Here is a 25,113-nt window from a genome sequence, read left to right as displayed (position 1 = left end):
AAATTGCAAAACATATACATATTTAATATGGCTATTATAAAGACAGTAGAGGGAAAGACTCCCCGATGGGGAAAGAATTGTTTTATCGCTGAGAACGCAGTGCTGACCGGCGACTGTATTCTTGGTGATGACTGTAGCATCTGGTATAGTGCAGTATTGCGCTCTGACGTGGATGCCATCAGATGTGGAAACAGAGTGAATGTACAGGATTGCGCCTGCATCCATCAAACCGGTACGATGCCTTGCATTCTGGAGGATGATGTATCTGTGGGACATGGTGCCATCGTCCACGGAGCGACAGTTAGAAAAGGGGCACTCATCGGCATGAATGCCACCGTGCTAGACAAGGCAGACATTGGCGAAGGAGCTATCATTGCAGCAGGTGCTGTAGTTACCCATGGCACCAAAGTTCCTGCACATGAGATTTGGGCAGGTATTCCAGCCAGGAAAGTAAAGGTCTGCGCTCCTGGACAAGCCGAGGAGTTTGCCAAGCATTATTCCGGGTACATCAAAGACTGGTATCTGAAGGAATATAAATAATCACTTTATGATTATCATAAAATGAGAATAAAACGCCATTTTTTATCTTTTATAGAAGATAAAAGCAAAATATTTAGGATTTTCATCCATTATAAAAGATAAAAATCGTATATTTGCAGAAAATTTCATTTATAAGTGATAAAAATATGGCAACTATTATTCGTCAATCATATATCGACAAGATAGAAAAGTATCTTGGAAAGGAGACTATCATCGTATTAGTTGGTCAACGTCGTGTAGGTAAAAGCTGCATGATGAAAATGATTCGTGACCGTAAGAAGGCAGATGACTGCAACAATATCATCTTTATAGATAAGGAGAAAAGAGAGTTTGACAACATTCAGACCTATCAGAATCTCAACGACTATATCGGAGAGCACTTTTTATCTGATAAACATAACTATATCCTTATCGATGAGATACAAGACATCAGGGAATTTGAACGCTCCATCCGAAGTTTTCGCACAGAACCCAACACCGACATTATCATCACAGGTAGCAATGCTCGCATGCTGAGCAATGAACTGAGCACACTCATCGGTGGCAGATATAAGGAAATCTATATCCAATCGCTGAGCTATAACGAGTTTCTGGAATTTCATCAACTATCAGATAATGACGAAGCACTTGCTCTGTACATTCAGTATGGTGGCCTGCCTGGTCTGGCAAAGATAGGTCTTGAAGAGGATGATGCACGTGAATATCAAATGGATATTTACCATACCGTTTTGCTTAAGGATGTCATTATGCGCAACCAGATAAGAAACGTGCCATTCTTAGAGAATTTAGTACGTTTCCTCGCAGACAACACCGGTAAGTTGATTTCCGCCAACAGTATCGCCAAATATATGAAATCACAAGGCGAATCTATAACGTCCACGGCTATCATCAATTACATCTCCTTCCTTTGCGAAGCTTATATCCTGCACAAGGTGAACCGCTATGATATCCACGGCAAACGCATCTTTGAAACCAACGATAAGTTTTATTTCGAAGACAACGGCATCAGAAATGCTATCGCCGGAGGAACACGTGAAGGAGACATTGAGAAAGTGATAGAGAATATCATCTATCAGAACCTCATACGCTTGGGCTATCAAGTTTATGTAGGACAACTGCAAGCTGGAGAAATCGACTTTGTATGCACCAGACCAGGCGGCGAACGCATCTACGTGCAAGCTTCCTATATCATAGCCGACGATGCAACCAGAGAGCGTGAGTTTGGCAATCTCCGTGCCATCAAGGACAACTACCCGAAGTACGTTATCTCCATGACCCCTCTGCTCACCAAAAATGATGATGACGGCATCACGCACCTGCATCTTCGCAAATTCCTCACAGAAGGAATATAAATAACAGGAATTTCTCAGATTGGGCACACAGTGTATTCCCAATCTGAGGATTCTTTTATTCCTCCCCATTCAGGCATTCGCCCGTCTCATAACTCTTCGTCATATCCTTTAAGATACCAATCATCTCCTGCCTCAAGTTCTCAGGTTTCAGCACAATGATATTTCTGCCATGCCATAACAGTTCCTGAAGGAAATCACGGCTGGGGCGAATGGTGAGGGTATATTCCCGATACATCGTTAACTATCTTAAGATACTTTGCCATGTATCTTAAGATACTTAAAAAAGTAACCTAAGATACCCTCGTACCCTTTCTTCAGTTATTTCAAATACTCTATGAGCATATTGAAGTTCTTTTTACCAAGATTATTCTCAGACAAAGACTGACTCATGTTCTTATTAACGATAAGACGTGATTGCATTTTTTCCCATACATCAGCATCTAATAATTCCTTCCATTTTGCTGCACTTCGCATAATAACAAACACCACATCTTCTCTTTCATAAGCCAAATATCTAATTAGTTTCTTCGTTAATTCCTGAGATGGCAACACAACACCCCTTGGAAAATCCTTAAAAGAAACAGAAGTGTAAGCACAATACTGAACTATTGCAAAGTTTCGGAAAAACTCATATTCTTTCTGATGATTTATATTGAGGCGATTAATATTGTTATACCAATAATAGTCACCGATTTCATTCAATGCATCGCCACAAAGGACTTGGGAACCCTCCATGCTATATTTTTCCTTGAACTCTTCATGACTCTTAACATAAGATTCCTGTGGGGTGAGCAATCCTCTCACTTGAAATGACAGCGTATTGATCAACTCCGCCATAGCATCCTCTAAAGGTGCCCTATATCTTTCATATTGCACATTATCATTCACACCTAACTTAAATCCTGGATTTAGGCTAAGAATAACGACTTTCGCCTTGAGAGGGTTACCTCTCCATGGCTCAGCAGGAGCACCAAGGACATACTTATAATCTTCCTTTACATTTCGGTTGAACTCATTTATTACCTGTTCTTCATAAGGATTTGGATAGACTATCTTTATATCCTCATTATACCAATGAGAGCGCATATAATCCTCTTGTAGCTTAGGCCAAAGATTTTCTTTAACAATATCTGATTCTGAAACGCAGTAAAATCCTGACGGATTGACAATTCGTTTGAGTAGATCTTCACTTGTCAAAGACTTTTTCAACGAAGCCAAACTATCCCATCTAAGATATTTCTGCGTAAAATTTACAGACTTATCGTCTTCTGTATAAGAGAATCTCAATCTAATCTCCATCATGAGAAGATCCAACACTTTCTCTAAGCTAAGCGTTTCTTTAAGATAATTAGCCATTGCAAACTGGTCATCTACATATCTATCGCCTTCAGAGTATCTAAGATGCGAAACGAAATACGCCAATGTTTGCTTGATACTATCTTGGGCAATCTCAGGATGATTGTCTAAAAACTCACGAATATGCGATAAGATATCAAAGCCCTTGTCGGCAACATAAAGCAGATGCATCAACTTTGAGTCTGTATCCGTTTGTCCAAACTCGTGACAACAATCGTCTACATAAGCCTTGATATGCCTCTCTGGTAGACTAACACGCTCGCCTCCTACTGGATAAAATGCAATTCTTCTCATAATTAATCGTTTTGATGTTACACTTTTTGCTTCAAATCTTACTACATCCACAAAGATTATCAGCATTTTCGTTTTTGCGGATTGTTAGATAACGGATTATCTAAAACTATATTGCATAGGGAACTCCTTTTTTGTACTTTATAGAAAATAAAATATTTCCGATTTATATCCATTATAAAAGATAAAAATATGGCAACTATTATTCGTTTATCATACATCGACAAGTTAGAAAGGTATCTTGGCAAGGAGACTATCATCGTATTAGTAGGTTAACGACGTGTAGTAAAAGCTGCATGATGAAGATGATTCGTGACTGTAAAACAAAAATGCGCCCGCACAATACGGACGCATTTCTGTTTTTATAAAAGCTCTATCTTTCCACCTTGAATATGGCGGCACTTATGCCTGAAGCTTTAATCACATCAGTCTTTCTTCCTGATTTATACACAACCTTTCCTGTAGAAAGAACAGAAACAGCCTTACCACCTACGGAGCTGATGTTGAGAGACACTGCCTTGGCGCTAGGATTCACGACAACAACATACTTCTCTTCACCCAAAGTACGCTCATATACCATCGGATATTCCTGATCCTTCTGGTTCAAGAGCTTCCAATCTCCCTCATTGTCAAGAGCCTTGGCAGAATGACGCAAAGCGGTCAGCTTACGGGTATATGACAATAGAGAATTCTTATCTCCCTGCTGAGCTTCAACGGTCAACTTTCCGTTTTCCGTATCTACAGGGAAGTAGAGTTTATCGGGTGCACTCGTAGAGAATCCGGCATTCTTGCCCTTGGTCCACTGCATCGGAGTACGGGTACCAGAACGCTCATTGCTACCCTCCTTGTTAGGGAGATTCATCTGATACTTCATACCAATTTCATCACCATAATAGATAAATGGAACACCTGGCATGGTGAGGAAGAAGGTCATCGCCACCTTCAGCTGGTCTGGCGTGTTGCGGGTACCGATGTTAGGACGCTGGTAATCGTGGTTAGCAGATGGAACAGCGATGTAGCCGAGATTCTTGGTGGCATTGAAAGCCTTGGTAAAGTTCTCGCTAAATTCCTTAAGCGAACCCTTGCCCTGCTTGTCGAAATAGCAGTTCTGGTAACTCTGCTCCCACTTGCCCCATGGAGTCTTGCGGTCGAAGAACAGAGAGGCATAGCCCTTAAGACCGAAATGGATGTAGAAATCGATGTTGAAGCCGGCAGGAATGGCTTGCTGAGGATTAGCCCACTCTGAAATCAGGACGGTCTCAGGATAGTACTTGTCCTTCCATGCACGCATCTCATTCCAAAGTTTGGAAACCTCCTTCTTGTCTGGGTCGTTCTTGATAAGCGATGACGCCATATCAACACGGAATCCATCCACACCCTTATCAAACCAGAAAGCCATGATGTTACGTATTTCCCTGCGGACAGCCTGTGGTCCTGGAGCATCTACGCTCTGCTCCCAAGGATGATTTGGATCTGGATGAGCAAAACCATAGTTCAAGGCAGGCTGGCACTCGAAGAAATTCTTCTCATAATACTTGGCACGAGGAGCATTAGCCTCCACATATCTGCCTCGGGTACTAGACTCCGGACTTGCCTCCTGATGACGGGCTTCTATTTCTTTCTTCTCACTCTCAGGGATATCATTCATCCAGATATAATAGTCGCTGTAACGCTGGTTAGGATCTTTCTCGGAAGACTCCTTAAACCAGGAACACTTGGTGCTGGAATGTCCTGCCACCAGGTCGAGACAAACCTTGATGCCACGTTTATGGGCCTCATTGACCAATGTAACCAAATCGGTATTGGTACCGAATCGAGGATCCACCTTGTAGAAATCGATGACATCATAGCCACCATCAAACCATCCCGACTCAAAGATTGGATTGAGCCAGAGGGCGTTCACTCCCAGAGACTTGATGTAATCCAACTTGGAAGTGATACCCGGCAGGTCGCCAATACCGTTGCCATCAGTATCCATATAGGAAGATGGATAAATCTGATAGAAAAGTGCATCACTCAACCAAGCCGGTCCCTTCTTCTGTTCTGCCTGAACAGAAAGTGTGGTTGCCGCCAAAGCAGCAACCAACAGCATTTTATTCATTCTTTTCATGAGCATAATTATTAATTCAAGAAAACTTTCTTTCATAATAACTCAAAATTCTGCATTTTATTGTGCAAAAATGCTAATTGCAAATCCGCCACCTGCAACAGAGTTCAACTTCAAGACCGACTTGCTGGTCACAGTCTTCTTGGTGATGACATAAGCCTGAGGATTTGTCTTGTAGTTGGCATTCTTTGCATCCTGATAGATGGTAGCCACATACTTCTTTCCCTTGTCAAGGAAATCGAGCTTTACGGTAGATTGATGAGCCTTCATGCCCGTAACACCACCGACAAACCAGTTATCAGAACCCTTTGCCTTGCGGGCAGCGGTGATATACTCCATTGGTTCAGCCTCCAGATAGATAGACTTGTCCCAATCTACGGCCACATCCTTGATAAACTGGAAGGCATCCATGTGCTTCTCGTAATTCTCAGGGAAATCAGCAGCCATCTGCAATGGACTATACATGGTAACATAAAGTGCCAACTGACCGCAGATGGTAGAGTTACAATGTGAACCATTGGCACAATCCATCTCAAAGATACCAGGGGTATAATCCATCGGACCACCCTGCAGACGGGTGAAAGGCAAGATGGCGGTATGTCCCGGTTTGGTTCCTCCGAAAGCCTGATATTCTGTACCGCGAGCACTCTCGTTGCCAATCAGGTTAGGATAAGTGCGGCAGAGACCGGTAGGACGCACAGCCTCATGGGCATTTACCATAATGTGATAATCGGCAGCACGGGTTACGGCATGCTGATAGTGATTGATTTCCAACTGACTGTAGTGATGCTCGCCACGAGGAATGATGTTGCCCACATAACCGCTCTTCACTGCATCGTAGCCATAATCCTTCATCAACTGATAAGCTCTGTCCATATACTTCTCATAGTTCATCACAGAAGAAGAGGTTTCATGATGCATAATAAGCTTCACTCCCTTAGAATGTGCATATTCATTGAGCGCCTTGATGTCGAAATCAGGATATGGAGTCAGGAAATCGAATACTTTTTCCTTCATATAGCCACTCCAGTCTTCCCAACCGATGTTCCATCCTTCTACCAGGACTGCATCGAAACCATGGGCTGCAGCAAAGTCAATGTAACGGCGCACATTGGCATTGTTGGCAGAATGCTTGCCAGATGGCTTGGCATGTACATAGTCGGTTCCATCCAACTTCACGGTAGGATAATCATGGGTATAAGCCCACTCTCCCTTACCGGAAATCATCTCCCACCATACACCCACGTACTTCACTGGGTGAATCCAGGAGGTATCCTTGATCTTGCAAGGCTCATTGAGGTTGAGAATCAAGTTGGAAGACAGAACCTTGCGGGCATCATTTGTAATGACCATGGTACGCCAAGGACTCTTGAACGGAGTCTGCATATATCCCTTCATTCCCTGGGCATCAGGGGTAAGCCAAGAGGTAAAGGTCATGGTCTTGTCATCCAGATTCAGATGCATGGCTGGATAATCCACCAGAGCAGCCTCATGCAGATTGATGTAGATACCATCATCTGTCTTCAACTGGAGTGATGTCTGTACACCGGTATCTGAAAAGACAGTCTGTGAGAGATTGCTGCTGACAGCAGCATGCAAGGCTGGACGAATGCCAGACAGACGGGTCTTGGTGTATTCATATTCCTGGGTATCGTAATCACCAGGAATCCACCAGGCGGTATGATCGCCCGTCATGGCAAACTCTGTACGCTCTTCTTTGATGGTAAAATAGTTGAGACTGCCTTTCTGAGGGAACTCATAGCGCAATCCTACTCCATCATCATAGACACGAAAACGGACGTTCATATAACTGTCGGTGGAATTCTGCTTCAACTCTACCAGCATATCATTATAATGATTGCGGATAGACTTGTTCTCTCCCCAAACAGGAGTCCAAGTCTCATCGAAAGTGGAAGTTTTCTCATCGATGACGCTAAAATCGGCAAGCAGGTCCTTGCCATCCTTACCACCCTTGGCGAGCTGATAACCCAGACGGCTAGGCTTGATAATGGTCTTGCCCTGATAGGTCACACTATAGGTAGGCACAGTGCCATCCAAAGTGAAGTTCACCTTGATTTGTCCGTTAGGAGAAGTGATGTCTCCAGCATCTGCCGAGATGCCAAAAGCCAACAGAAGGCTTGCGAGCAAAAAGAGTTTTTTCATATTATTTCCTTTTTTAGTTTGTAATATTCAATATAAAATTACCATTCTCCCTGGTATGCTCCAATGAGGAAAGTTTCCTCATTGGAGCTACCCCTTACTTGGTATAACCAGGATTCTGATCGAGTTTTTTGTTCAAGTTGAGCACGGCATAAGGGATAGGATAAACCATGGTATAGCCCTGCGTATCATCATTGTAATCACCTGCAGAAGCATTGTGGGTCACACCCTTGAAGCGGTCAGCAGTAGGCTCTGTAAAGGTACAGAATCTGATCTGGTCTTGGCGGCGTACTCCCTCCCAAGCCAGTTCCAGCATACGTTCATCCAGAATGTCATTGAGCGTAAGTTCTGTACGAGGTGTAGCAGCAACACGGCCACGAACCTCATTGACAATTGTGAGAGCCTCAGCCTTGTTACCCATACGATACTCAGCCTCAGCCTTCAGGAGCAAGGCATCGGCATAACGCCAGATCACCAGGTCGTTGTTGAAGCTATACTGCTGGGTAGTGGACTTGTCAAACTCATACTTCTTCATTCTGGCACCGGAACACTTCATGGCATGAGGGTCATCGGCAGCAGTGAAATCCACCTTTACAGCCAGTGGCATATACTCCAGTGGCTTGTCTGTGGCACCATCCTCTACAGCCTTTCCAGTCTCCTCCATATAATCCTTGTCAGTATAGAAGTTGAGCTTCAGACGAGGGTCCGGATTAGCCGTTCCATAGCCATATACCAGCATCTGCTGCTTGGAAGAGCAGGCTCCATTCCAGCCCTGATAACCGATGGCACCGCCATGGTTATAATGCAGGGTGCGCACGATGTTGTAATCCTCTATCTTATAGTTGACGCAGTCGTTCGGACGGGTCCAGATATTCTCCACGGAATTCTGGTTGGCTACGATGAAGTTGTCTGCATAGCTAGGCTGCAGGCGGTAACCCAAGCTGGCAATCTGATCAGCACAATAGGCTGCTGTTTCCCAAGCATTGCGAGTTTCACCATCCAAAGTGATGTTATTTTTTTTACCCATTTCCGAAACAGTCTTTCCCTGCTCCTCGCTGGCAGTAGCCTTGCCGCTCTTATCTGTACCGACAAAGGCACTATAGCTGGTTGGAGTGGTATCATCGATGGTATAGACCGGTGCATTGATGGCACACTTAGCCATACACATATATGCCACTGCCTTGGTGATACGGCCATAATATGCACCCTCGTTCTGACTCTTACTGTCTGAAAGATGAGGAATACATTCAGCCAATTCTGAAGTGACAAACTTGAAGACATCAGAGCGGTTGGACTGCTCCACCTCGTTAGCACTCACCTCAGAAGAAACAACCAATGGCACCTGTCCAAAGAGATCCATTACATAATAATAATAGACAGCACGAAGAGCCCTCAGCTCATAAACGTAGTCAGCATACTCCGGATGCTCACCCAGGTACTTGTTGAGTCGGTCGATAGAAGAATTGGCAAGACCGATGACACGATACAGGTTGTTCCACACATCGTTATACTTGCTTACAGACGACTCAAAGTTGTGGAGGAAAATGTTCTGCCAGGCACCACCATCCACCCAGTCACCTTGGCGACCAGGAATCATACTGGCATCAGAAGAGAACTCCTGAAAGGTATGTACCGAGCCACCATCGCTTCCATACAATCCATTGCCGATGGAAGAATAAACATTAGCCACTGTGTTTACATATACCAGCTTAGGGGTACTGAAAGCCTCCTCCTCAGAAAACTTGCTTCGTGGAGTCTCATCCAGTGAGCAACTAGCCAGTAATATCGATGAAAGAAGCATCGAACCTATAATATATTGTTTCATAACTGTAATCCTTTATATATTAATAATGTAATTCTTAATTAGAACTTGAAATCTATTCTATGTGAAAACATTTAGAAATTCACAGAGAGCGACAAAGTATAAGTACGGCTCAGAGGATAGATGTTCTTATCGTCGATACCCAGATTGTCACCACTGATGGTTGCTGAGTTGATCATTGGAGTCAAGCCCTTGTAACCAGTGAGGGTACAGATATTGTTGACTGACAATGACAGGTGAATGTTGTTGATGAACTTCCACTTGAGCATATCCTTGGTGAAGGTGTAGCCCAGAGAAGCGTACTCGAAGTTCATATAGTCACCCTTTTCCAACCAGTAGTCAGAAATCTGAACATCATGGATTCCCTTGCCATTATTGAGATGCTGTGCACCGCTCAGAATATTATAGGTTGGGAAATTACTCATATTGTTCAAGGTCATGGATGTAGCATTGTAAATCTTATGACCGAACGCACCATTAAACTGCATGCTCAGATCCCAGTTCTTGTACTTGAAGCTCATATCCCAACCGAGGAAGTACTTAGGAATGGCCTGTCCGCATACCTTGCGGTCGCCACTGTCACCCGTATCAATGGTACCATTATCATCAAGGTCTTCGATGATATACTGTCCGTTCTCATCAATACCTGTGCAGTGAGGCAGATAGAATACACCTACAGGCTGTCCCTCTATCAGATAGGTTACACCATTATTATGTACCAGACCAGCTGCACCTACCGTAGCAACAGAAATATGCTCGCTCGTTGTCATAGGCTGTCCCTTGTAGGTACCGCTCAACTTCTTCAGCTTATTCTTCTGATAAGAGAAATTCAGACCGGAATTGAAGGTGAAGTCCTTCATCTTGATGATGTCACCACGAACAGCCAGTTCGAATCCCATATTAGTCATGGTACCCATATTGGCCAACAGACGGTCGTAAGTGAAAGGAGGTACCGGCACGGTATAGGTATAAAGCATATCCGAAGTCTCGGAAGTGTACCAGTCGAAGGTTACGTTGAGACGCTGCTTGAACATCGACAGGTCGAAACCGGCATCAAACGTCTTCTTTACCTCCCACTTCAGATCAGGGTTGCTGTTGGAAGTAACCGCAAACGTAGTACTTGTTGCGCCGTTGACGGTAGTTACACCATTAGGTTCCATCAGAGCGAGAGAGGTATAAGGATCGATAGCATCCTGATTACCGGTCACACCATATCCTGCACGGATTTTGAAATTATCTATCTGCTTGATTTTCTTCATCCAAGGCTCGTTGCTGATTACCCAGGCTAAGGAAGCAGAAGGGAACCAGCCCCACTTCTGACCATCACCCAACTTGGAAGAACCATCGGTACGAACATTGACGGTAGCGATGTATCTGTCAGCAAACATATAGTTGACACGAGCCATATAAGAACTCAGGGTATATTCGGTGTAGTTAGACTGCAGATTACCCCAGCTCACATTGGCAGCAGCCTTCATGTTATTGAACTTGAAGTAGTTGGTATCAAATCCATGTGCCTCCTGTGAGTTCCAGTCATAGGTATATTTCTGTCCCTCCATCAGAGCCAAGGCATCAATGTGATGCTTGCCGAAATCCTTGGAGAAATTCACCATGATATTGCCCATATAGTCCTTGCGGTTGGTATTGGCGATATAAGCCCATCCGTTACCATTCAACTTACCCATCTGGATGTTGTTAGGAATATAGAACTTATTGTCACGGTTCCAATAGTTATATGAACCAAAGGCACTTACAGAGAGACCGTCGATGATATTGACAGTTGCCTTGCCATGAACATTGACAGAAGCATCCTTGTAGAAGTCATCAATATCGAGCAATCCCAGTGGATTCCAGATTTCATTGGCAAGCAAGTCCTCATCCCATTCGCCCTTGTTGTTTCTTACATGTGGATAGGTAGGGTTGTAAGCAGTGGCAGAATAGAACATCTTGTGCATATCATACTGGATATTGCTGTTGCGCTGAGAGCCAAACATTCCTAGTTCCAGCTTCAGATGCTTATCGAAGAGATACTGGGTGCCATCCAGCTTTGCTGTAATATTCTTCATATCAGAATTCTTCAAGGCTCCCTGACGGAGTATGAATCCCAAAGAAGCACGCAGACTGGATGTATCCGTACCAGAAGAAAAAGAAATATTATGATTTTGGGTAAGACCCGTATTGCGCTCAATCTCCTCGAGGAAATTGGTATCGCCACCCATATCGGTATAGGTCAACCCCAAGGACTTGGCTGTCTCACGATATTCGGAAGCCGACATCATATCCAGATTTTTATAGACCGTGTTTACACCAAACTGACCATTGTAGCTAAGGCTGGAATATCCCAGCTTACCCTTGGCTGTGGTAACAACGATGACACCGGAAGCACCACGTGAACCATACTGAGCCGTCTCTGAAGCATCCTTCAGGATGGTCAGACTCTCAATATCACCAGGAGCCAGGGAATTGAACATCGTCATATCAGCAAAGACGCCATCAATGATAACCAACGGATCGTTGCCGCCGGAAAGAGAAGATGTACCACGAACTCGAATGCTTGGCGAACTGGTAGGATCACCACCTGCCTGAGAGATGACAACACCAGCTACCTTACCCTTCAAGGCCTCGGCAGGACTGGTTACCACACCCTTGTTCATATCTTCTTTCTTGATGCGGTCGACAGCACCCGACACAGTTCGCTTGCTGCCCACGGCATAACCAACGACAAGCACTTCATCGAGCACCTCATCGTTTTCCTTCAGCGTTACATTGATAACATGATTTCCTTTTACAGGAATCTCCTGGGTACGATATCCCAGATAAGAGAATACCAAGACGGCTCCATCCTTTACATTATTAAGTGTGTAACCGCCATCCAAGTCAGATACCGCTCCATTCTTGGTGTCCTTCACCAGAATACTTGCACCAATGACAGGTTCACCCGTGGCATCCACCACCTGTCCTTTAATGGTTGCCTGACCAAAAGCATTAAAAGTAATCAAGCATCCTGCCATCAGCAGACCTGCTTTCTTTGATAAGTTCGTTTTATCCATAATTTAATAGGTTTATTATGATTAAAATTGTTTGTTGCCGCAAAAGTACGGCAAAAATCAATAAGTTGGTGCGAATAGTAGGCTTTTGGTAGATTGTCGGTATCTAGAACCAATCTCACAGCTCTGAATATCAATATTTTGCGAATTCTCAAAAAAAGCGGCTAGTAGATGCGAGATTCTCAATGTTTTTTATTATTTTTGCAGCGGAATCTAAAAACATAGGAAATATGAGACATCTTATCGTTATAATCATCACCCTGATGATACAGCCGATATACATAAAAGGAGACAACAACCAGCTATACAAGCAGCTGGATGCTGCCCTGGCACAACGTGCCCATTATGTAGAGTTAAAAGAGAAAAGCTTAAATGAAATCAAGCAAGGAGCCAAGTATGTTACCAGCAACGAAGACAAATTAAAGCTATACGAACAACTCGCCAACGAATACAAAGCCTACGAATACGACTCGGCAATGACCTACATAAACAAAGGCCTCATCCTTGCCCAAAAGAGCAACAATATCTTTTTTAACAAAAGATTCCAGCTTAGCCAAACCAGATTATTGATCACACGTGGATTCTATGCAGAAGCAAAGGAAATTTTGCAGAAGATAGAGCCTAAGGAAGAACCACGTGACTATCAGTTTCTATATTATTATACAATGTATGGACTATACAACAACTGGTCAACCTACTGTGAAAACAATGAATTCAGCAAGAATTACGACCTGAAAAAAGTGGAATACCTGAAGAAAGCAATAGAACTGTCGCCAAAGAAAGATGCATTCTATTACTACCTGATGGGAGAATTATACTATTTCAGCAATCATCCCAACAATAACAAGACCATCCAATACTACAAAAAGGCACTGAACATGGAAAAGACCAACAGCCGTCTGCATGCCATGACCGCCTTTGCGCTTTCAGAGGTCTATCAGAAAGCCAACAACCTAGAGCTAATGGAGCATTACCTCCTGGTTGCAGCCATCTCAGACATCACTTCTGCCACAAAAGAAAATGTCGCTCTGCAAGACATCGCACTCTTCATCTACAAACATAAGACCAGAAGTCTGAACAAAGCCCAGGAATACATCAACCTATCCCTGGAAGATGCTTATACCTACAAAAGCCGGTTGCGCCGCATTGAGATTTCATCCAAATTACAATTGATTACCAATGCCTATACAGATGACATCAAAACAACTAACAGATTGCTCAACATCGCCCTATTGGTCATTATCCTGCTCCTACTTGGAGTAGGTATTAGCAGCCTGTTCATCCGCAAAAAGAACAGGCTGCTGAAACAAAAGAAAGATGAAATCACAGCAACATCCGCAAAAATGGAAGTTCTCAATGGACAGTTGCATCTCATCAACGACGAACTGAAGGATACCAATCAGAAGCGCGAAAGACTGGTAAAGGTGTATATTGACCTGTGTTATAAGAATATAGAGAGAAACAGCAAACTGCGCACCTTGGCAGTAAGAAAGATAAAAGCCAACCAAAGCAAGGAACTTCTGAGCCTCCTTTCTTCCTCAACCAATACAGAGAAAGAAAACAAGGAGTTTTTGACGGAATTCGACAAAGCATTCCTGTCTCTGTACCCAACTTTTATAAGCGAGCTGAACCAGCAACTCACCGAATCGGCACACATCCAACTGAAAGAGAATGGGGAAATGCCACCCATCCTTCGTGTGTGCGCCTTGTTGCGATTAGGCATTACTGAAAGTTCCAAGATTGCCGGCATCTTGTCTTATTCACCACAAACTGTATATAACTATCGTTCCATCCTCAAGAACAATGCCATAGACAAGGAGCACTTCGAGGAGAACGTACTCAAGCTCTGTATGATAATCGCATAAGATCCACTCAAGAATATCAAATAAAAAATATGAAACACTTCATTCTATCCTGCGCACTGTCGATGGCGGCTATAGCCACCTCCAGCGCACAACAAACAGGTCAGTTGCCCGTCTATCTCGACAACACCAAACCTGTAGAACAACGCATCGACGATGCCATTGCCCGAATGACACTTCAAGAGAAGATTCGCATCATTCATGCACAGAGTAAGTTTTCCTCTGCAGGAGTTCCCCGTTTGGGATTTACTGACTTCTGGACAGATGACGGTCCTCATGGTGTTCGCCCTGATGTATTGTGGGACGAATGGGAGCAGGCTGGCCAAACCAATGACTCCTGCGTAGCCTTCCCTGCCCTCACCTGCCTGGCAGCATCTTGGAACCCACAGATGAGCAGAATCTATGGAGAATCATTAGGCGAAGAGGCTTTGTATCGAGGAAAAGACATGATTCTAGGTCCTGGCGTGAACATCTATCGCACCCCATTGAACGGACGCAACTTCGAATATATGGGTGAAGATCCTTACCTGGCAAGCATCATGGTTGTACCTTATATCCAAGGATTACAGTCTAAGGGAGTATCAGCCTGCGTGAAACATTACTGCCTCAATAACGACGAGGAATACCGTCATCAGGTAAACGTCATCGTGAGCGACCGTGCCCTCCATGAAATCTATCTCCCAGCCTTCAAGGCTGCTGTAGAGAAAGGAAAGACTTGGGGAATCATGGGTGCATACAATCTCTACAAGAACGAACACAACTGCCATAACCAGTGGACTCTGAACAAGATTCTGAAGGGCGACTGGAAATATGACGGCGTAGTGGTAAGCGACTGGGGAGGCGCACACGATACCGACCAAGCCGTGAAGAACGGGCTCGACATAGAGTTCGGCACATGGACGAACGGATTGACCATGGGTGCCAGCAATGCCTACGATAATTACTACCTTGCCGTACCATATATAAAAGGTATCCAGGAAGGTAAATACACCACCAAGGAATTGGATGAAAAGGTGCGCCGCGTATTGCGCCTCTTCTATCGCACCACCATGAATCCGAACCGTCCTCATGGTTTCCTCTGTTCTGACAGCCACTATGCTGCAGCCAGACAGATTGCCGAAGAAGGCATCGTACTACTCCAGAACAAGAACCATGTGCTTCCTATCAATACCCAGAAAGCACAACGTGTTTTGGTAGTAGGAGAAAATGCCGTGAAGATGATGACTGTGGGCGGAGGCAGCTCTTCGCTCAAGGTACAGAAGGAGATTTTGCCACTCGATGGCTTGAAGGCTCGACTCAGCAAGGAAGGTATCAGCGTGGACTATGCCCGAGGCTATGTGGGCGATGTAACAGGCGAATACAATGGCGTTACCTCTGGACAAAATCTGAAAGATAATCGATCTGAGGCAGAATTGATAAACGAGGCGGTGAAGAAAGCCAAGGATGCCGACTATGTGGTGATGTTTGGCGGACTGAACAAGAGCGACTACCAGGACTGCGAGGGTCACGACCGCAAGCAGTATGAATTGCCTTACGCCCAAAACAAATTCATTGAGGCTTTGGCTAAAGCCAACAAGAACTTCATCTATGTGAATATCTCGGGTAATGCAGTGGCTATGCCTTGGAAAGAGAAGGTAGCAGGTATCGTACAGGGATGGTATATCGGTAGCGAAAGCGGTAAAGCTCTGGCTTCTATCCTCACCGGCGACAAGAATCCTAGCGGCAAATTACCATTCACATGGGTAAACTCATTGCAGGAAGTGGGTGCCCACGCATTAAACACCTATCCGGGCACCTGGCGCAAGGAAGGTGGAACCAAGACTGAGGGCAACATCATTGATGAGGAGTATAAGGAAGGCATCTACGTAGGCTACCGCTGGAATGATAAGAAAAACATCAAGCCAGCATTCGCCTTTGGACATGGATTGAGCTACACTCAGTTTGCCATCTCTAATCTTCGCAGTGATAAGAATCTGATGAATCTGAATGACTCTATCACCTTTACCGTGAATGTAAAGAACACTGGCAAACGTGCCGGTGCAGAAACCATCCAGCTCTATATCCATGATGTAAAGGCTTCTGTCGATCGCCCTTACAAGGAGCTGAAGGGATTCCAGAAGGTTTACCTGCAGCCGGGAGAGAGCAAGGATGTAAACATCACCATCAATAAGCAGGCACTCAGCTTCTATGATGAAACAGCTGCATCCTGGAAGGCAGAAGCAGGCAAGTTTGAGGCGCTCGTCGGAAATGCTTCCGATCAGCTGAAACTCAAAAAGGCGTTTGAACTGAAATAAAACAAAAAAAGGTTCCTTTGGAGATTTTCAAACTCCACAAGGAACCTTTTTTATCACCCAGTATAAGTTTGCGCCAAACTTATACCGAATATCATCTCATTCCAATCTGCTTTACCTTTGTTTCAAATTCATCTCTTTCACAGATGGCTCCATTCTTTAGGAAGAGTTTCAGGAACGCAGCATCAAAGTAATCGTATAACTCGCCGATATACTCATGATCGGTTTGCATCATATCATTAGCTTGTTCATATATAGTCTTATTTCCTTCTTTAACAGAAAAAAAATCAACATTTTCACCCTTTATGCTATGTGGGCTCAAGTTTTTTTATTACTTTTGCAAAACAATACTAGCAATAATATAAGTTGCATAATAACCATACTAACATTATAAACATGAGAACAGCATTCATATCACTATCATTTCTGCTGGCTGGCTCGCTGATGGTTCCTGCCATCGCCCATACACCCGCCAGCAAGAAGAAAGTTGCTACAACAACTCAAAAAGGTAAAATCCTGCCGATGAAGGAGTATATCGACCAGCTGATGGCAAAGATGACTCTACAGGAGAAAATCGGTCAGCTCAACCTGATGGTGGCTGGCGATATCACTACCGGTGGAGCCCTAAACACCCAGGTGGGTGGCGACATTGCAAAAGGCAACATGGGCGGCGTATTCAACATCAAGGGACTCGACAAAATCAAGGCTCTCCAGGACATCGCCATCAAGAACAGCCGTCTGGGCATTCCGCTGCTGGTGGGCATGGACGTAATCCATGGTTACGAGACGATGTTCCCTATCCCTCTCGCCCTCTCCTGCTCCTGGGATACAGAAGCGATGAAGAAGGTAGGCGAAGTATCGGCAAAGGAAGCCAGTGCTGCAGGAATCAACTGGACTTACTCGCCTATGGTAGATATTGCACTCGATGCCCGATGGGGACGAATCAGCGAGGGTAACGGAGAGGATCCTTACCTGAGCGGCGTGATGGGTGCAGCACTCACACAGGGTTACCAGGGCGCCGACATGCGCACAGAGGAGATATTGAGAGCCGATAGAATCATGGCGTGCCTCAAGCACTTTGCCCTCTACGGAGCCGTGGAGAGCGGAAAGGAATACAACACCGTAGATATGAGTCGCATACGCATGATGAACCAATACCTGCCTCCTTACGAAGCCGTGGTAAAGGCTGGCGTAGGCAGCGTAATGTCTTCGTTCAACCTGATAGATTATACCCCTGCCACCGCCAACCACTGGATGATGACCGATGTCTTGAGAAAACAATGGGGATTCAAGGGATTCGTGGTAACCGATTATGCATCTATCGCCGAGATTCTGAACCACGGCACTGCCAAGGATCTGAAAGAGGCATCAGAACAGGCACTCCTGGCAGGTACGGATATGGATATGTGCTCCAATGCCTTCGTCAAGCATCTGGCACAAAGCGTGGCAGAGGGCAAGGTGACGGAGGAAGACATCAACACTGCCTGCCGCCGCATCCTCGAGGCAAAATACAAACTGGGATTGTTCAGCAATCCTTACCGCTACTGCAATACCAAGCGAAACAAGACCGACATCTACTCTGCCGAAAACCGACAGATAGCTCGCGACGTAGCAGCCGAGACCTTCGTGCTTCTGAAAAATGAAGGAAATCTTCTTCCTCTAAAGAAGCAGGGAAAGATAGCGCTGATAGGTCCTCTTGCAGATACCCGCGATAATATAGCCGGCACATGGAGTGTAGCCCAGGCTCCTGAGAAATACACTACCATCAAGGAAGCCATGGAGAAAGCGCTCGATGGCAAAGCCACCTTATTATATGCACAGGGCAGCAATATCTGGCGCGATAGGGAACTTCAGAAGAACGGCGAACTGGGCAAGTCTATCGCCTGGGGAGATGAAGTAAAGATGAAGAACGAGGCGCTGCAGATAGCAAAGGAAGCAGATGTGATTATCTGCGCCATGGGCGAAACTGCCGATATGAGCGGGGAATGCGCAAGCCGCACTAATCTGGAAATGCCTGATGTGCAGCAAGAACTTCTGGCAGAACTCGCAAAGACGGGAAAACCTGTCGTATTGCTCAACTTTGCCGGTCGTCCTACGGTTTTGTCATGGGAGAATGAACACATTCCTGCCATCATGAACGTATGGTTTGGTGGTTCAGAAGTGGGAGATGCACTTTGCGATGTCATCTTCGGCGACAAGGTTCCATCAGGTAAGCTCACCACTTCCATGCCAAAGACAACAGGTCAGGAGCCACTCTATTACAATCATCAGAATACGGGACGCCCTGTACCAGATGACAATCAGAAATTTGCCAAGTTTGCCAGCAATTGTCTGGATGTAAGCAATGGTCCTCTCTATCCATTCGGCTATGGATTGAGCTACACCACTTTCGAGTATGGCGATTTGAAGCTAAGCAGCCATGAAGTCAATAGGGATGACTGGAAGATCACCGCCACCATCAACGTAAAGAATACGGGCAGCCGTGATGCCGACGAGATAGTTCAGCTCTATATCCGTGATATGGTTGCCAGCATCTCTCGCCCTGTCAAGGAGCTGAAAGGTTTCCAGCGCATCCATCTGGCTGCAGGAGAAAGCAGGGAAATCAGCTTCGACATCACTCCTGAAATGCTCAAATTCTATAACGCAGAATTAAAGCATGTGATAGAACCTGGCGACTTCCAGATTATGGTGGGAGGAAACAGTAAAGAGGTAAAGACCCAGAATCTTACTGTTAAATAATTGTGCCAAAAGCAAATGAACATGCAATGATAGATACAAGACTGAAAATTTTCAGGAGTGTGGTTACACTCCTGAAAACTTTCCATAGATTCATAATCCAAGGTTATAACGGTGACAAACAATTAGCCTAAGTGCACTTATCTTCCTGTAACGCAACATAAGAACAGAACAATGTTCGAAACCGCCATTTCGGAAACAAATCCAACATTCAAACAAATAAAAAATCTTAAATCAACAAGCAAACTAACTGACATTCAAGCTTTTTTATTATCTTTGCATTCGAAACCGCCATTTCGGAAACAGCGGTTTCGGAAAATAACAAGAAAAAGAAACTCTAAAATAATAGAAATATGAAGTTCTTTGGAAGACAAAACGAAATAAAAGAATTGCAAGAGATAAGAAATCTATCTTTGCAAACGGCTCGTTTCACAATCGTAACAGGACGCCGACGTAGCGGAAAGACATCCTTATTGATAAAAGCATACGAGGATGTTCAGGATATGCTGTATTTCTTTGTTGCACGAAAATCAGAAGCTGAACTCTGCAGAGATTTTATCGAAGAGATGACGACCAAACTTCAGCTTCCTATCCTCGGCGAAGTAACACGCTTTGCAGATATCTTTAAATATCTGCTTCAACTATCCAAGATTCGCCCTATCACTCTCATCATAGACGAATTTCAAGATTTCAAGCGGGTTAATCCATCTATCTTTTCAGATATGCAAAAGATATGGGATCTAAACAAACAGGAAACTCATATCAATCTCGTGGTTTGCGGTTCTGTTTATTCACTTATGAACATCATCTTTAAGAACAATAAGCAACCACTTTATGGTAGGCAGACTGGAGAAATAAAAGTCACTCCATTTCCTCCTTCTGTCATCAAGGAAATTCTCTCTACATATAATTCTGCCTACACCAACGATGACCTACTAGCTCTCTACAGTTATACAGGCGGAGTAGCAGAATATGTAGAAATGATGATGGATGCAGGAGCCACGACCAAGGAACAGATGACAGAGAAGTTTGTTGCAAAAAACTCTTATTTCATCTACGAAGGGAAAAATATGCTGATAGAGGAATTTGGCAAAGACTATGCCCGATATTTCGAAATACTGCAACTTATCGCTTCAGGCTGCACAACCCGTGGTGAAATAGAAAGCATCATGAAAATAGAACTCTCGGGCTATCTCACTAAACTGGAGAACGACTATTGCTTGATTTCCCGTTATACACCGATGTTTCAAAAGACCAATCGCAACATTCGGTACCAGATAGAAGACAACTTCCTTCGCGTCTGGTTTCGCTACATCTACAAATATGGATATATGATAGAGGTTGGCGCCAACAAGAAACTAAAGATGGTCATGGACAAGGGCTACACCACATATACCGGCAAGGTTCTGGAAAGATATTTCATAGCAAAGATGATTGAAAGCGAAGAATATACCCAGATTGCTTCCTGGTGGGACAGAAAGGGAGAGAATGAAATCGATATCATCGCTGCCGATGAACTGGAGCAAAAAGTCATTTTCTATGAGGTGAAACGCCAAGCCAAGAATATAAATCTCGGCATCTTAAAAGATAAAGCCGAGCATTTCTTCCAGGCAACAGGAAAATTCAAGAAATTCACTATCGGATACCAGGGATTGTCGATGGAGGATATGTAGTTTGCTATTCCTTAATTACAAGAATGGCATTCTGCCAAAAAATTATGTTAATATTATTCTAAACGAGTAAAATACTTCTCAAACACCCGTAAAATGGGGACAAGAAGAGATTCTATATTTTCCCTTAAGGGTTTTTGTTTTTTCCCTTAAGGAAAATATTTTCCTTAAGGGATTTTTACGAAGCTTTCAACTTGTAAAGATAAGTACAATATCGATTATTCCATACACTTCATAAGTGCAAAGTCTGAGATTATAAAAAGTGAGGTTCACCAGCCAGGACAAAAACGGAGTTATAAGATAAAAAAGAGCGTAAAGAGATAAGATGCCTATGCTTCTTATACTCTTTACGCATAAGATTTAGTTTTCGCAGACAGTAAACTGATATTGGCCTGAGGCCAATTCCAAAACGTATTTATTGCCTATTAGCTTATATTGATTCTTCTTTAATTTCTTTCCATCCAGTAAAACAGACTTCTGAGAAGCTGCAGGTAAACTTACCGTAGCAGATGTGTTTGCTGGAATGACAAATGAATAGACAAGTCTATTGTCCTTTCGTTCCCATTTGCTTTCGATCCTACCATACATACTATCATAGAATCCGGAAGCATACTGCAAGCCCCCTGGCTCATCAGGCTCGGGTTGCAACAGAAAATGCTTAAATCCAGGGTTCTCCTCGTCGCGCTGAATACCCAAAGAAAAGTTATACATCCAAGCTGCCACAGCTCCAAAAGAATAGTGATTGAAGGAGTTCATGCGGTTGTTGCCTCCAAAACCTCTCTCATGTGTATAGGAATTGAGACGTTCCCATATTGTTGTTGCTCCCTGAGTTACTGGATATAGCCAGGATGGATAAGTTTTTTGGCGAAGCAGTCGATAAGCCAAGCTATCTTGCCCAGCATCCGACAAGGCTTTGCTAATCCAGGCAGTACCAATAAAACCCGTCATCAGAGAATAAGGTGGACAATATTCTCCTTTGTCTGTTTTGTTGGAACGTATGAGAGTTGACTTCAGGTTTTCTATAAACTTTGTTCTCAATGCTGGTTTGATGATATCAAATACCAGTGGAAGTACGTAAGATGTTTGTGTATCTACCAACTTGCCCTTTTGTTCTTTATTGAATGAGGAAGCTATCGTTTTACCCGAAGAAGGATTCACGTAGGAGGCGTTGAACAGCTCAACCCGTTCCTTGTGCAAATTCCCATAATAAGCTGCATCATCAGGAAAGCCCAATATTCCTGCCATCTTCTGCATCAATTCCAAATCATAGATATAATAACACTCCCAAAGAAGAGATTTGTCATTCCGTTCATCTTCCAGTCCCAGCCAGTCACCAAGATCTCCCCACTGCCGTTTCTGAACAATGATGTCTGTGGTACTATCTATATAATGGCTCTTCACATATTCTATATATTTCTTCATTGCTGCATAATGTTCCCTGATCAAGGTGGTATCATTATATTGCTGGTAGCACTCCCATGGAACAGTAATGCCGGCACTTCCCCACAGCAACCCACCAAAACCACCACCTACAGGGGCAATGTCTTGAAATCTTCCCTCAGGGATTTGTACATCTCTCATTGCCTGCAAGTAGCTGCGAAGCATGACAGCGGCATCAGTCATATAAGTTGCTGTACGGGAAAACACAGAGATGTCACCAGCCCAACCCATACGCTCATTACGCTGAGGGCAATCCGTTGGTATGGAGAGGAAATTTCCCATTGAGGACCATTTCACATTTTCCCAGAGACGATTGATATTGTCATCGGAAGTCTGATACTCTGAGGAAATCTTCTTGATAGAACTCAAGACGATTCCTTTGACATTTTCCAATGGAAGTGGAGCTTCCAAACCGGTGATTTCAATATAGCGGTAACCGTGATAGGTGAATCGGGGGGTAAAAACTTCGATACCACCTTTGGCGACATAGATATCCTGCGCCATCGCTGCACGGATGTTCTCCATCATCATCATTCCCGCATCACCAGCATATTCCGGAAGATTTGGATACAATACCTCTGCGTATCTCATCGTGACTTGCGTAGAAGGTGAAAGACCGCAGAATTTGATTTTTGGAACACCCACCATGTTCTGCCCCATATCATAAATGAATACCCCTTTTCGCACTTCCTTAACCGATTTTGCAGGGAGTTCACAGACAGGAAGTATGGTGTTTTCATTTTGCCCCACCAGTTTGAAAAAGCTATAATCATCGGGAGCCATTGCCGTGCCCCATCCGTCATGGCTTACATGTTTGGTCAACGGGATTTCAACACAATCTCTCCATTTGCCGGCATCATAAGAAGGAAGAGACCATCCTTCTACATCACCCTCACGGCAAGCATCATATACTTCTCCCTGGAAAAGACTTCCGTATTTCACAGGTCCTTCATCGTAGTATTGCCACAGAGAAGGAGATGTTACAACATCCTGGTTGCTGCCATCCTTATACCTAATATATAATCTGGCCAATAGTGACTGACGGTCACCGAAATAATTCCAGTTCTCACCTTGAAAGGTAAGACCGCCACTCCACCAGCCTTCACCCAAAATAGCACCTATTGCATTCTGACCATACAGTAAATGCTCAGTAACGTCATATGTCTGATAAGTATGTGTTTTGTTATATTGCGTTATACCTGGATTTAGATATTCCTCATTGACACGTTTGCCATTCATATAAACATCATATACACCACGTGCAGTAACATAGAGGCGAGCAGAGTCCACCTCCTTATCCACCTTGAAACTAGTACGAAGCATCGGCATAGACTTCTGGCTAGGATTAATGATAACCTGGCGTGAGGACTTCCTGCCATCTAAAGTCATTTGGAGCTTATCTACTTTTACGATAACATTACCTGGACTTCGAAATGCTCTCACTTCGGCTTCCGAAAAAGTAGCCATTTGAGATTTGTTGACTGCTATTCCCAGATCAGCCAATACTGGAAAAGCCAGGAAGTCTCCACCTTGCCCTATAGGATTCAATGACTGTATTCCAAGACTTTGACCATCCACGAAGATTTCCGTATACCCCAGGTTGACTGCCACTTCAAAATGATGCTTGAGATAACGGTTACCTTGATTGATGACACTCGCCGGTATGGATATAACCTTTAGAGGAACATCCTGCTTGTCCTCTTTGGCATATCCTACTCTATAAACTGCAACTGTTGCTTCCTTTTTATCATCTATTCCCTGAGTATTCAGTTCAAACTTTATATAGGAAGCATCCTGATGATTCTGCAGATGATAGATGTTTTTGTTGGCATCCATCAATCTTCTGTCATTGACACCAAGCAAGAAGGATGCTTGTTTTGATTTGCTGCGTTTGTCTAATTGAAGAGAAATGGAGAATCTGAATACAGGCAGGTATTGACTATGAAGCACATTGCTGGATTCCGGTAAACCAACCCATTTGGCACCTTTCCAGGCTTCGCTCTTATCCGAATGGTTCATTAAACCCATCTCAAACCAGGAAGTTTGACTCATTGGACAGTCATCCTGATTCCAAACGGTCAAATTCCATTGATACCTTTTCTGAGGCATCAATTTCTTACCTGCGTAACGTACATTCAAGGACTTTGAATTGGCAACTTTTCCAGAGTTCCACAATACCTTTCCCTGCACGTCGGTTACAGTAATGGCATAAGCTTTCTGATAGCAATTCCTGGAATGATCATCAGATAGCATTTGCCAACTGAATCTAGGATGCTCCTCTTCAAGAGCAATTGGAGTTTTCTGATACTCCACCTTCATCTGCGCTATCGATGTTGTACGTTTGGCGTAAGAAGCGCCAGCCAACATGCAAAAGAAAAAAAAGACAATACGATGTTTCATCAATACTCTGTTAATTCTTATGTAATCGATTGAAAATGA

14 protein-coding genes are annotated in these 25,113 nt (G+C 44.0%); 6 read left to right on the top strand and 8 right to left on the bottom strand.

Annotated features, from left to right (window positions below; translation table 11 throughout):
• The first annotated feature begins 27 nt into the window (after positions 1–27).
• On the top strand, positions 28–540 hold the full coding sequence (locus DXD25_RS01280; protein ID WP_117661439.1) for a gamma carbonic anhydrase family protein: 513 nt from the start codon (positions 28–30) through the stop codon (positions 538–540).
• 146 nt (positions 541–686) lie between these two features.
• A complete protein-coding gene (locus tag DXD25_RS01275) occupies positions 687–1,892 on the top strand; it encodes an ATP-binding protein (RefSeq protein ID WP_117661438.1) in 1,206 nt (401 codons plus the stop codon).
• A 55-nt stretch (positions 1,893–1,947) separates the two neighbouring features.
• Here DXD25_RS01275 and DXD25_RS01270 read toward each other — a convergent pair whose 3' ends face one another.
• The 6 genes from DXD25_RS01270 to DXD25_RS01245 all read right to left on the bottom strand — a co-directional run bounded on the left by DXD25_RS01270 (position 1,948) and on the right by DXD25_RS01245 (position 12,678).
• Positions 1,948–2,127 (bottom strand): WYL domain-containing protein, encoded by a 180-nt coding sequence (locus tag DXD25_RS01270; RefSeq protein WP_117661437.1) that lies wholly within the window; start codon positions 2,125–2,127, stop codon positions 1,948–1,950.
• A gap of 83 nt (positions 2,128–2,210) precedes the next feature.
• On the bottom strand, positions 2,211–3,542 hold the full coding sequence (locus DXD25_RS01265) for a hypothetical protein (RefSeq protein ID WP_147327815.1): 1,332 nt from the start codon (positions 3,540–3,542) through the stop codon (positions 2,211–2,213).
• A gap of 370 nt (positions 3,543–3,912) precedes the next feature.
• Complete coding sequence (locus DXD25_RS01260) at positions 3,913–5,640, bottom strand: alpha-amylase family glycosyl hydrolase (protein ID WP_117661536.1); 1,728 nt, start codon at positions 5,638–5,640, stop codon at positions 3,913–3,915.
• Between the two features lie 66 nt (positions 5,641–5,706).
• Entirely contained in the window at positions 5,707–7,809 is a 2,103-nt protein-coding gene (locus DXD25_RS01255) for a glycoside hydrolase family 97 protein (RefSeq protein ID WP_117661435.1), read from the bottom strand.
• Positions 7,810–7,903: 94 nt separating this feature from the next.
• Positions 7,904–9,631: a RagB/SusD family nutrient uptake outer membrane protein gene (locus DXD25_RS01250; protein ID WP_117661434.1), complete on the bottom strand. Its 1,728-nt coding sequence runs from the start codon at positions 9,629–9,631 to the stop codon at positions 7,904–7,906.
• Between the two features lie 71 nt (positions 9,632–9,702).
• On the bottom strand, positions 9,703–12,678 hold the full coding sequence (locus DXD25_RS01245) for a TonB-dependent receptor (protein ID WP_117661433.1): 2,976 nt from the start codon (positions 12,676–12,678) through the stop codon (positions 9,703–9,705).
• Positions 12,679–12,905: 227 nt separating this feature from the next.
• Here DXD25_RS01245 and DXD25_RS01240 point away from each other — a divergent pair, with 227 nt between their 5' ends.
• Both DXD25_RS01240 and DXD25_RS01235 read left to right on the top strand, forming a co-directional pair.
• Positions 12,906–14,540, top strand: a complete 1,635-nt coding sequence (locus tag DXD25_RS01240; RefSeq protein ID WP_117661432.1) for a DUF6377 domain-containing protein — start codon at positions 12,906–12,908, stop codon at positions 14,538–14,540.
• 29 nt (positions 14,541–14,569) lie between these two features.
• Positions 14,570–16,831 carry a glycoside hydrolase family 3 C-terminal domain-containing protein gene (locus DXD25_RS01235; RefSeq protein ID WP_117661431.1) on the top strand — a complete coding sequence of 754 codons (2,262 nt, stop codon included), beginning with the start codon at positions 14,570–14,572 and terminating at the stop codon, positions 16,829–16,831.
• A gap of 91 nt (positions 16,832–16,922) precedes the next feature.
• Here the strand turns inward: DXD25_RS01235 and DXD25_RS16555 are convergent, their stop codons facing one another.
• A complete protein-coding gene (locus tag DXD25_RS16555; protein WP_153128175.1) occupies positions 16,923–17,063 on the bottom strand; it encodes a hypothetical protein in 141 nt (46 codons plus the stop codon).
• Between the two features lie 161 nt (positions 17,064–17,224).
• Here DXD25_RS16555 and bglX point away from each other — a divergent pair, with 161 nt between their 5' ends.
• Both bglX and DXD25_RS01215 read left to right on the top strand, forming a co-directional pair.
• Positions 17,225–19,567 (top strand): beta-glucosidase BglX, encoded by a 2,343-nt coding sequence (bglX, locus tag DXD25_RS01225; RefSeq protein ID WP_117661429.1) that lies wholly within the window; start codon positions 17,225–17,227, stop codon positions 19,565–19,567.
• A gap of 350 nt (positions 19,568–19,917) precedes the next feature.
• Positions 19,918–21,237: an ATP-binding protein gene (locus tag DXD25_RS01215; RefSeq protein WP_117661427.1), complete on the top strand. Its 1,320-nt coding sequence runs from the start codon at positions 19,918–19,920 to the stop codon at positions 21,235–21,237.
• Between the two features lie 357 nt (positions 21,238–21,594).
• On the opposite strand, the gene DXD25_RS01210 is transcribed toward DXD25_RS01215, so the two are convergent.
• Positions 21,595–25,074, bottom strand: coding sequence for a family 78 glycoside hydrolase catalytic domain (locus tag DXD25_RS01210; protein WP_233522152.1), 3,480 nt, complete (start codon positions 25,072–25,074; stop codon positions 21,595–21,597).
• Positions 25,075–25,113 lie beyond the last annotated feature (39 nt).

Source organism: Prevotella sp. TF12-30 (assembly GCF_003436715.1).
GTDB lineage: Bacteria > Bacteroidota > Bacteroidia > Bacteroidales > Bacteroidaceae > Prevotella > Prevotella copri_A.
The sequence above is the reverse complement of the archived record's forward strand: the minus strand, read 5'-3'. Positions and strand labels throughout refer to the sequence as shown.

Excerpts from the sequence above, each read along its gene's own strand:
- DXD25_RS16555 (WP_153128175.1), bottom strand. The coding sequence starts at position 17,063 with ATGATGCAAACCGATCATGAGTATATCGGCGAGTTATACGATTACTTT.
- DXD25_RS01280 (WP_117661439.1), top strand. The coding sequence starts at position 28 with ATGGCTATTATAAAGACAGTAGAGGGAAAGACTCCCCGATGGGGAAAG.
- DXD25_RS01270 (WP_117661437.1), bottom strand. The coding sequence starts at position 2,127 with ATGTATCGGGAATATACCCTCACCATTCGCCCCAGCCGTGATTTCCTT.
- DXD25_RS01210 (WP_233522152.1), bottom strand. The coding sequence starts at position 25,074 with ATGAAACATCGTATTGTCTTTTTTTTCTTTTGCATGTTGGCTGGCGCT.
- DXD25_RS01250 (WP_117661434.1), bottom strand. The coding sequence starts at position 9,631 with ATGAAACAATATATTATAGGTTCGATGCTTCTTTCATCGATATTACTG.
- bglX (WP_117661429.1), top strand. The coding sequence starts at position 17,225 with ATGAGAACAGCATTCATATCACTATCATTTCTGCTGGCTGGCTCGCTG.
- DXD25_RS01255 (WP_117661435.1), bottom strand. The coding sequence starts at position 7,809 with ATGAAAAAACTCTTTTTGCTCGCAAGCCTTCTGTTGGCTTTTGGCATC.
- DXD25_RS01245 (WP_117661433.1), bottom strand. The coding sequence starts at position 12,678 with ATGGATAAAACGAACTTATCAAAGAAAGCAGGTCTGCTGATGGCAGGA.
- DXD25_RS01215 (WP_117661427.1), top strand. The coding sequence starts at position 19,918 with ATGAAGTTCTTTGGAAGACAAAACGAAATAAAAGAATTGCAAGAGATA.
- DXD25_RS01275 (WP_117661438.1), top strand. The coding sequence starts at position 687 with ATGGCAACTATTATTCGTCAATCATATATCGACAAGATAGAAAAGTAT.
- DXD25_RS01260 (WP_117661536.1), bottom strand. The coding sequence starts at position 5,640 with ATGAATAAAATGCTGTTGGTTGCTGCTTTGGCGGCAACCACACTTTCT.
- DXD25_RS01265 (WP_147327815.1), bottom strand. The coding sequence starts at position 3,542 with ATGAGAAGAATTGCATTTTATCCAGTAGGAGGCGAGCGTGTTAGTCTA.
- DXD25_RS01235 (WP_117661431.1), top strand. The coding sequence starts at position 14,570 with ATGAAACACTTCATTCTATCCTGCGCACTGTCGATGGCGGCTATAGCC.
- DXD25_RS01240 (WP_117661432.1), top strand. The coding sequence starts at position 12,906 with ATGAGACATCTTATCGTTATAATCATCACCCTGATGATACAGCCGATA.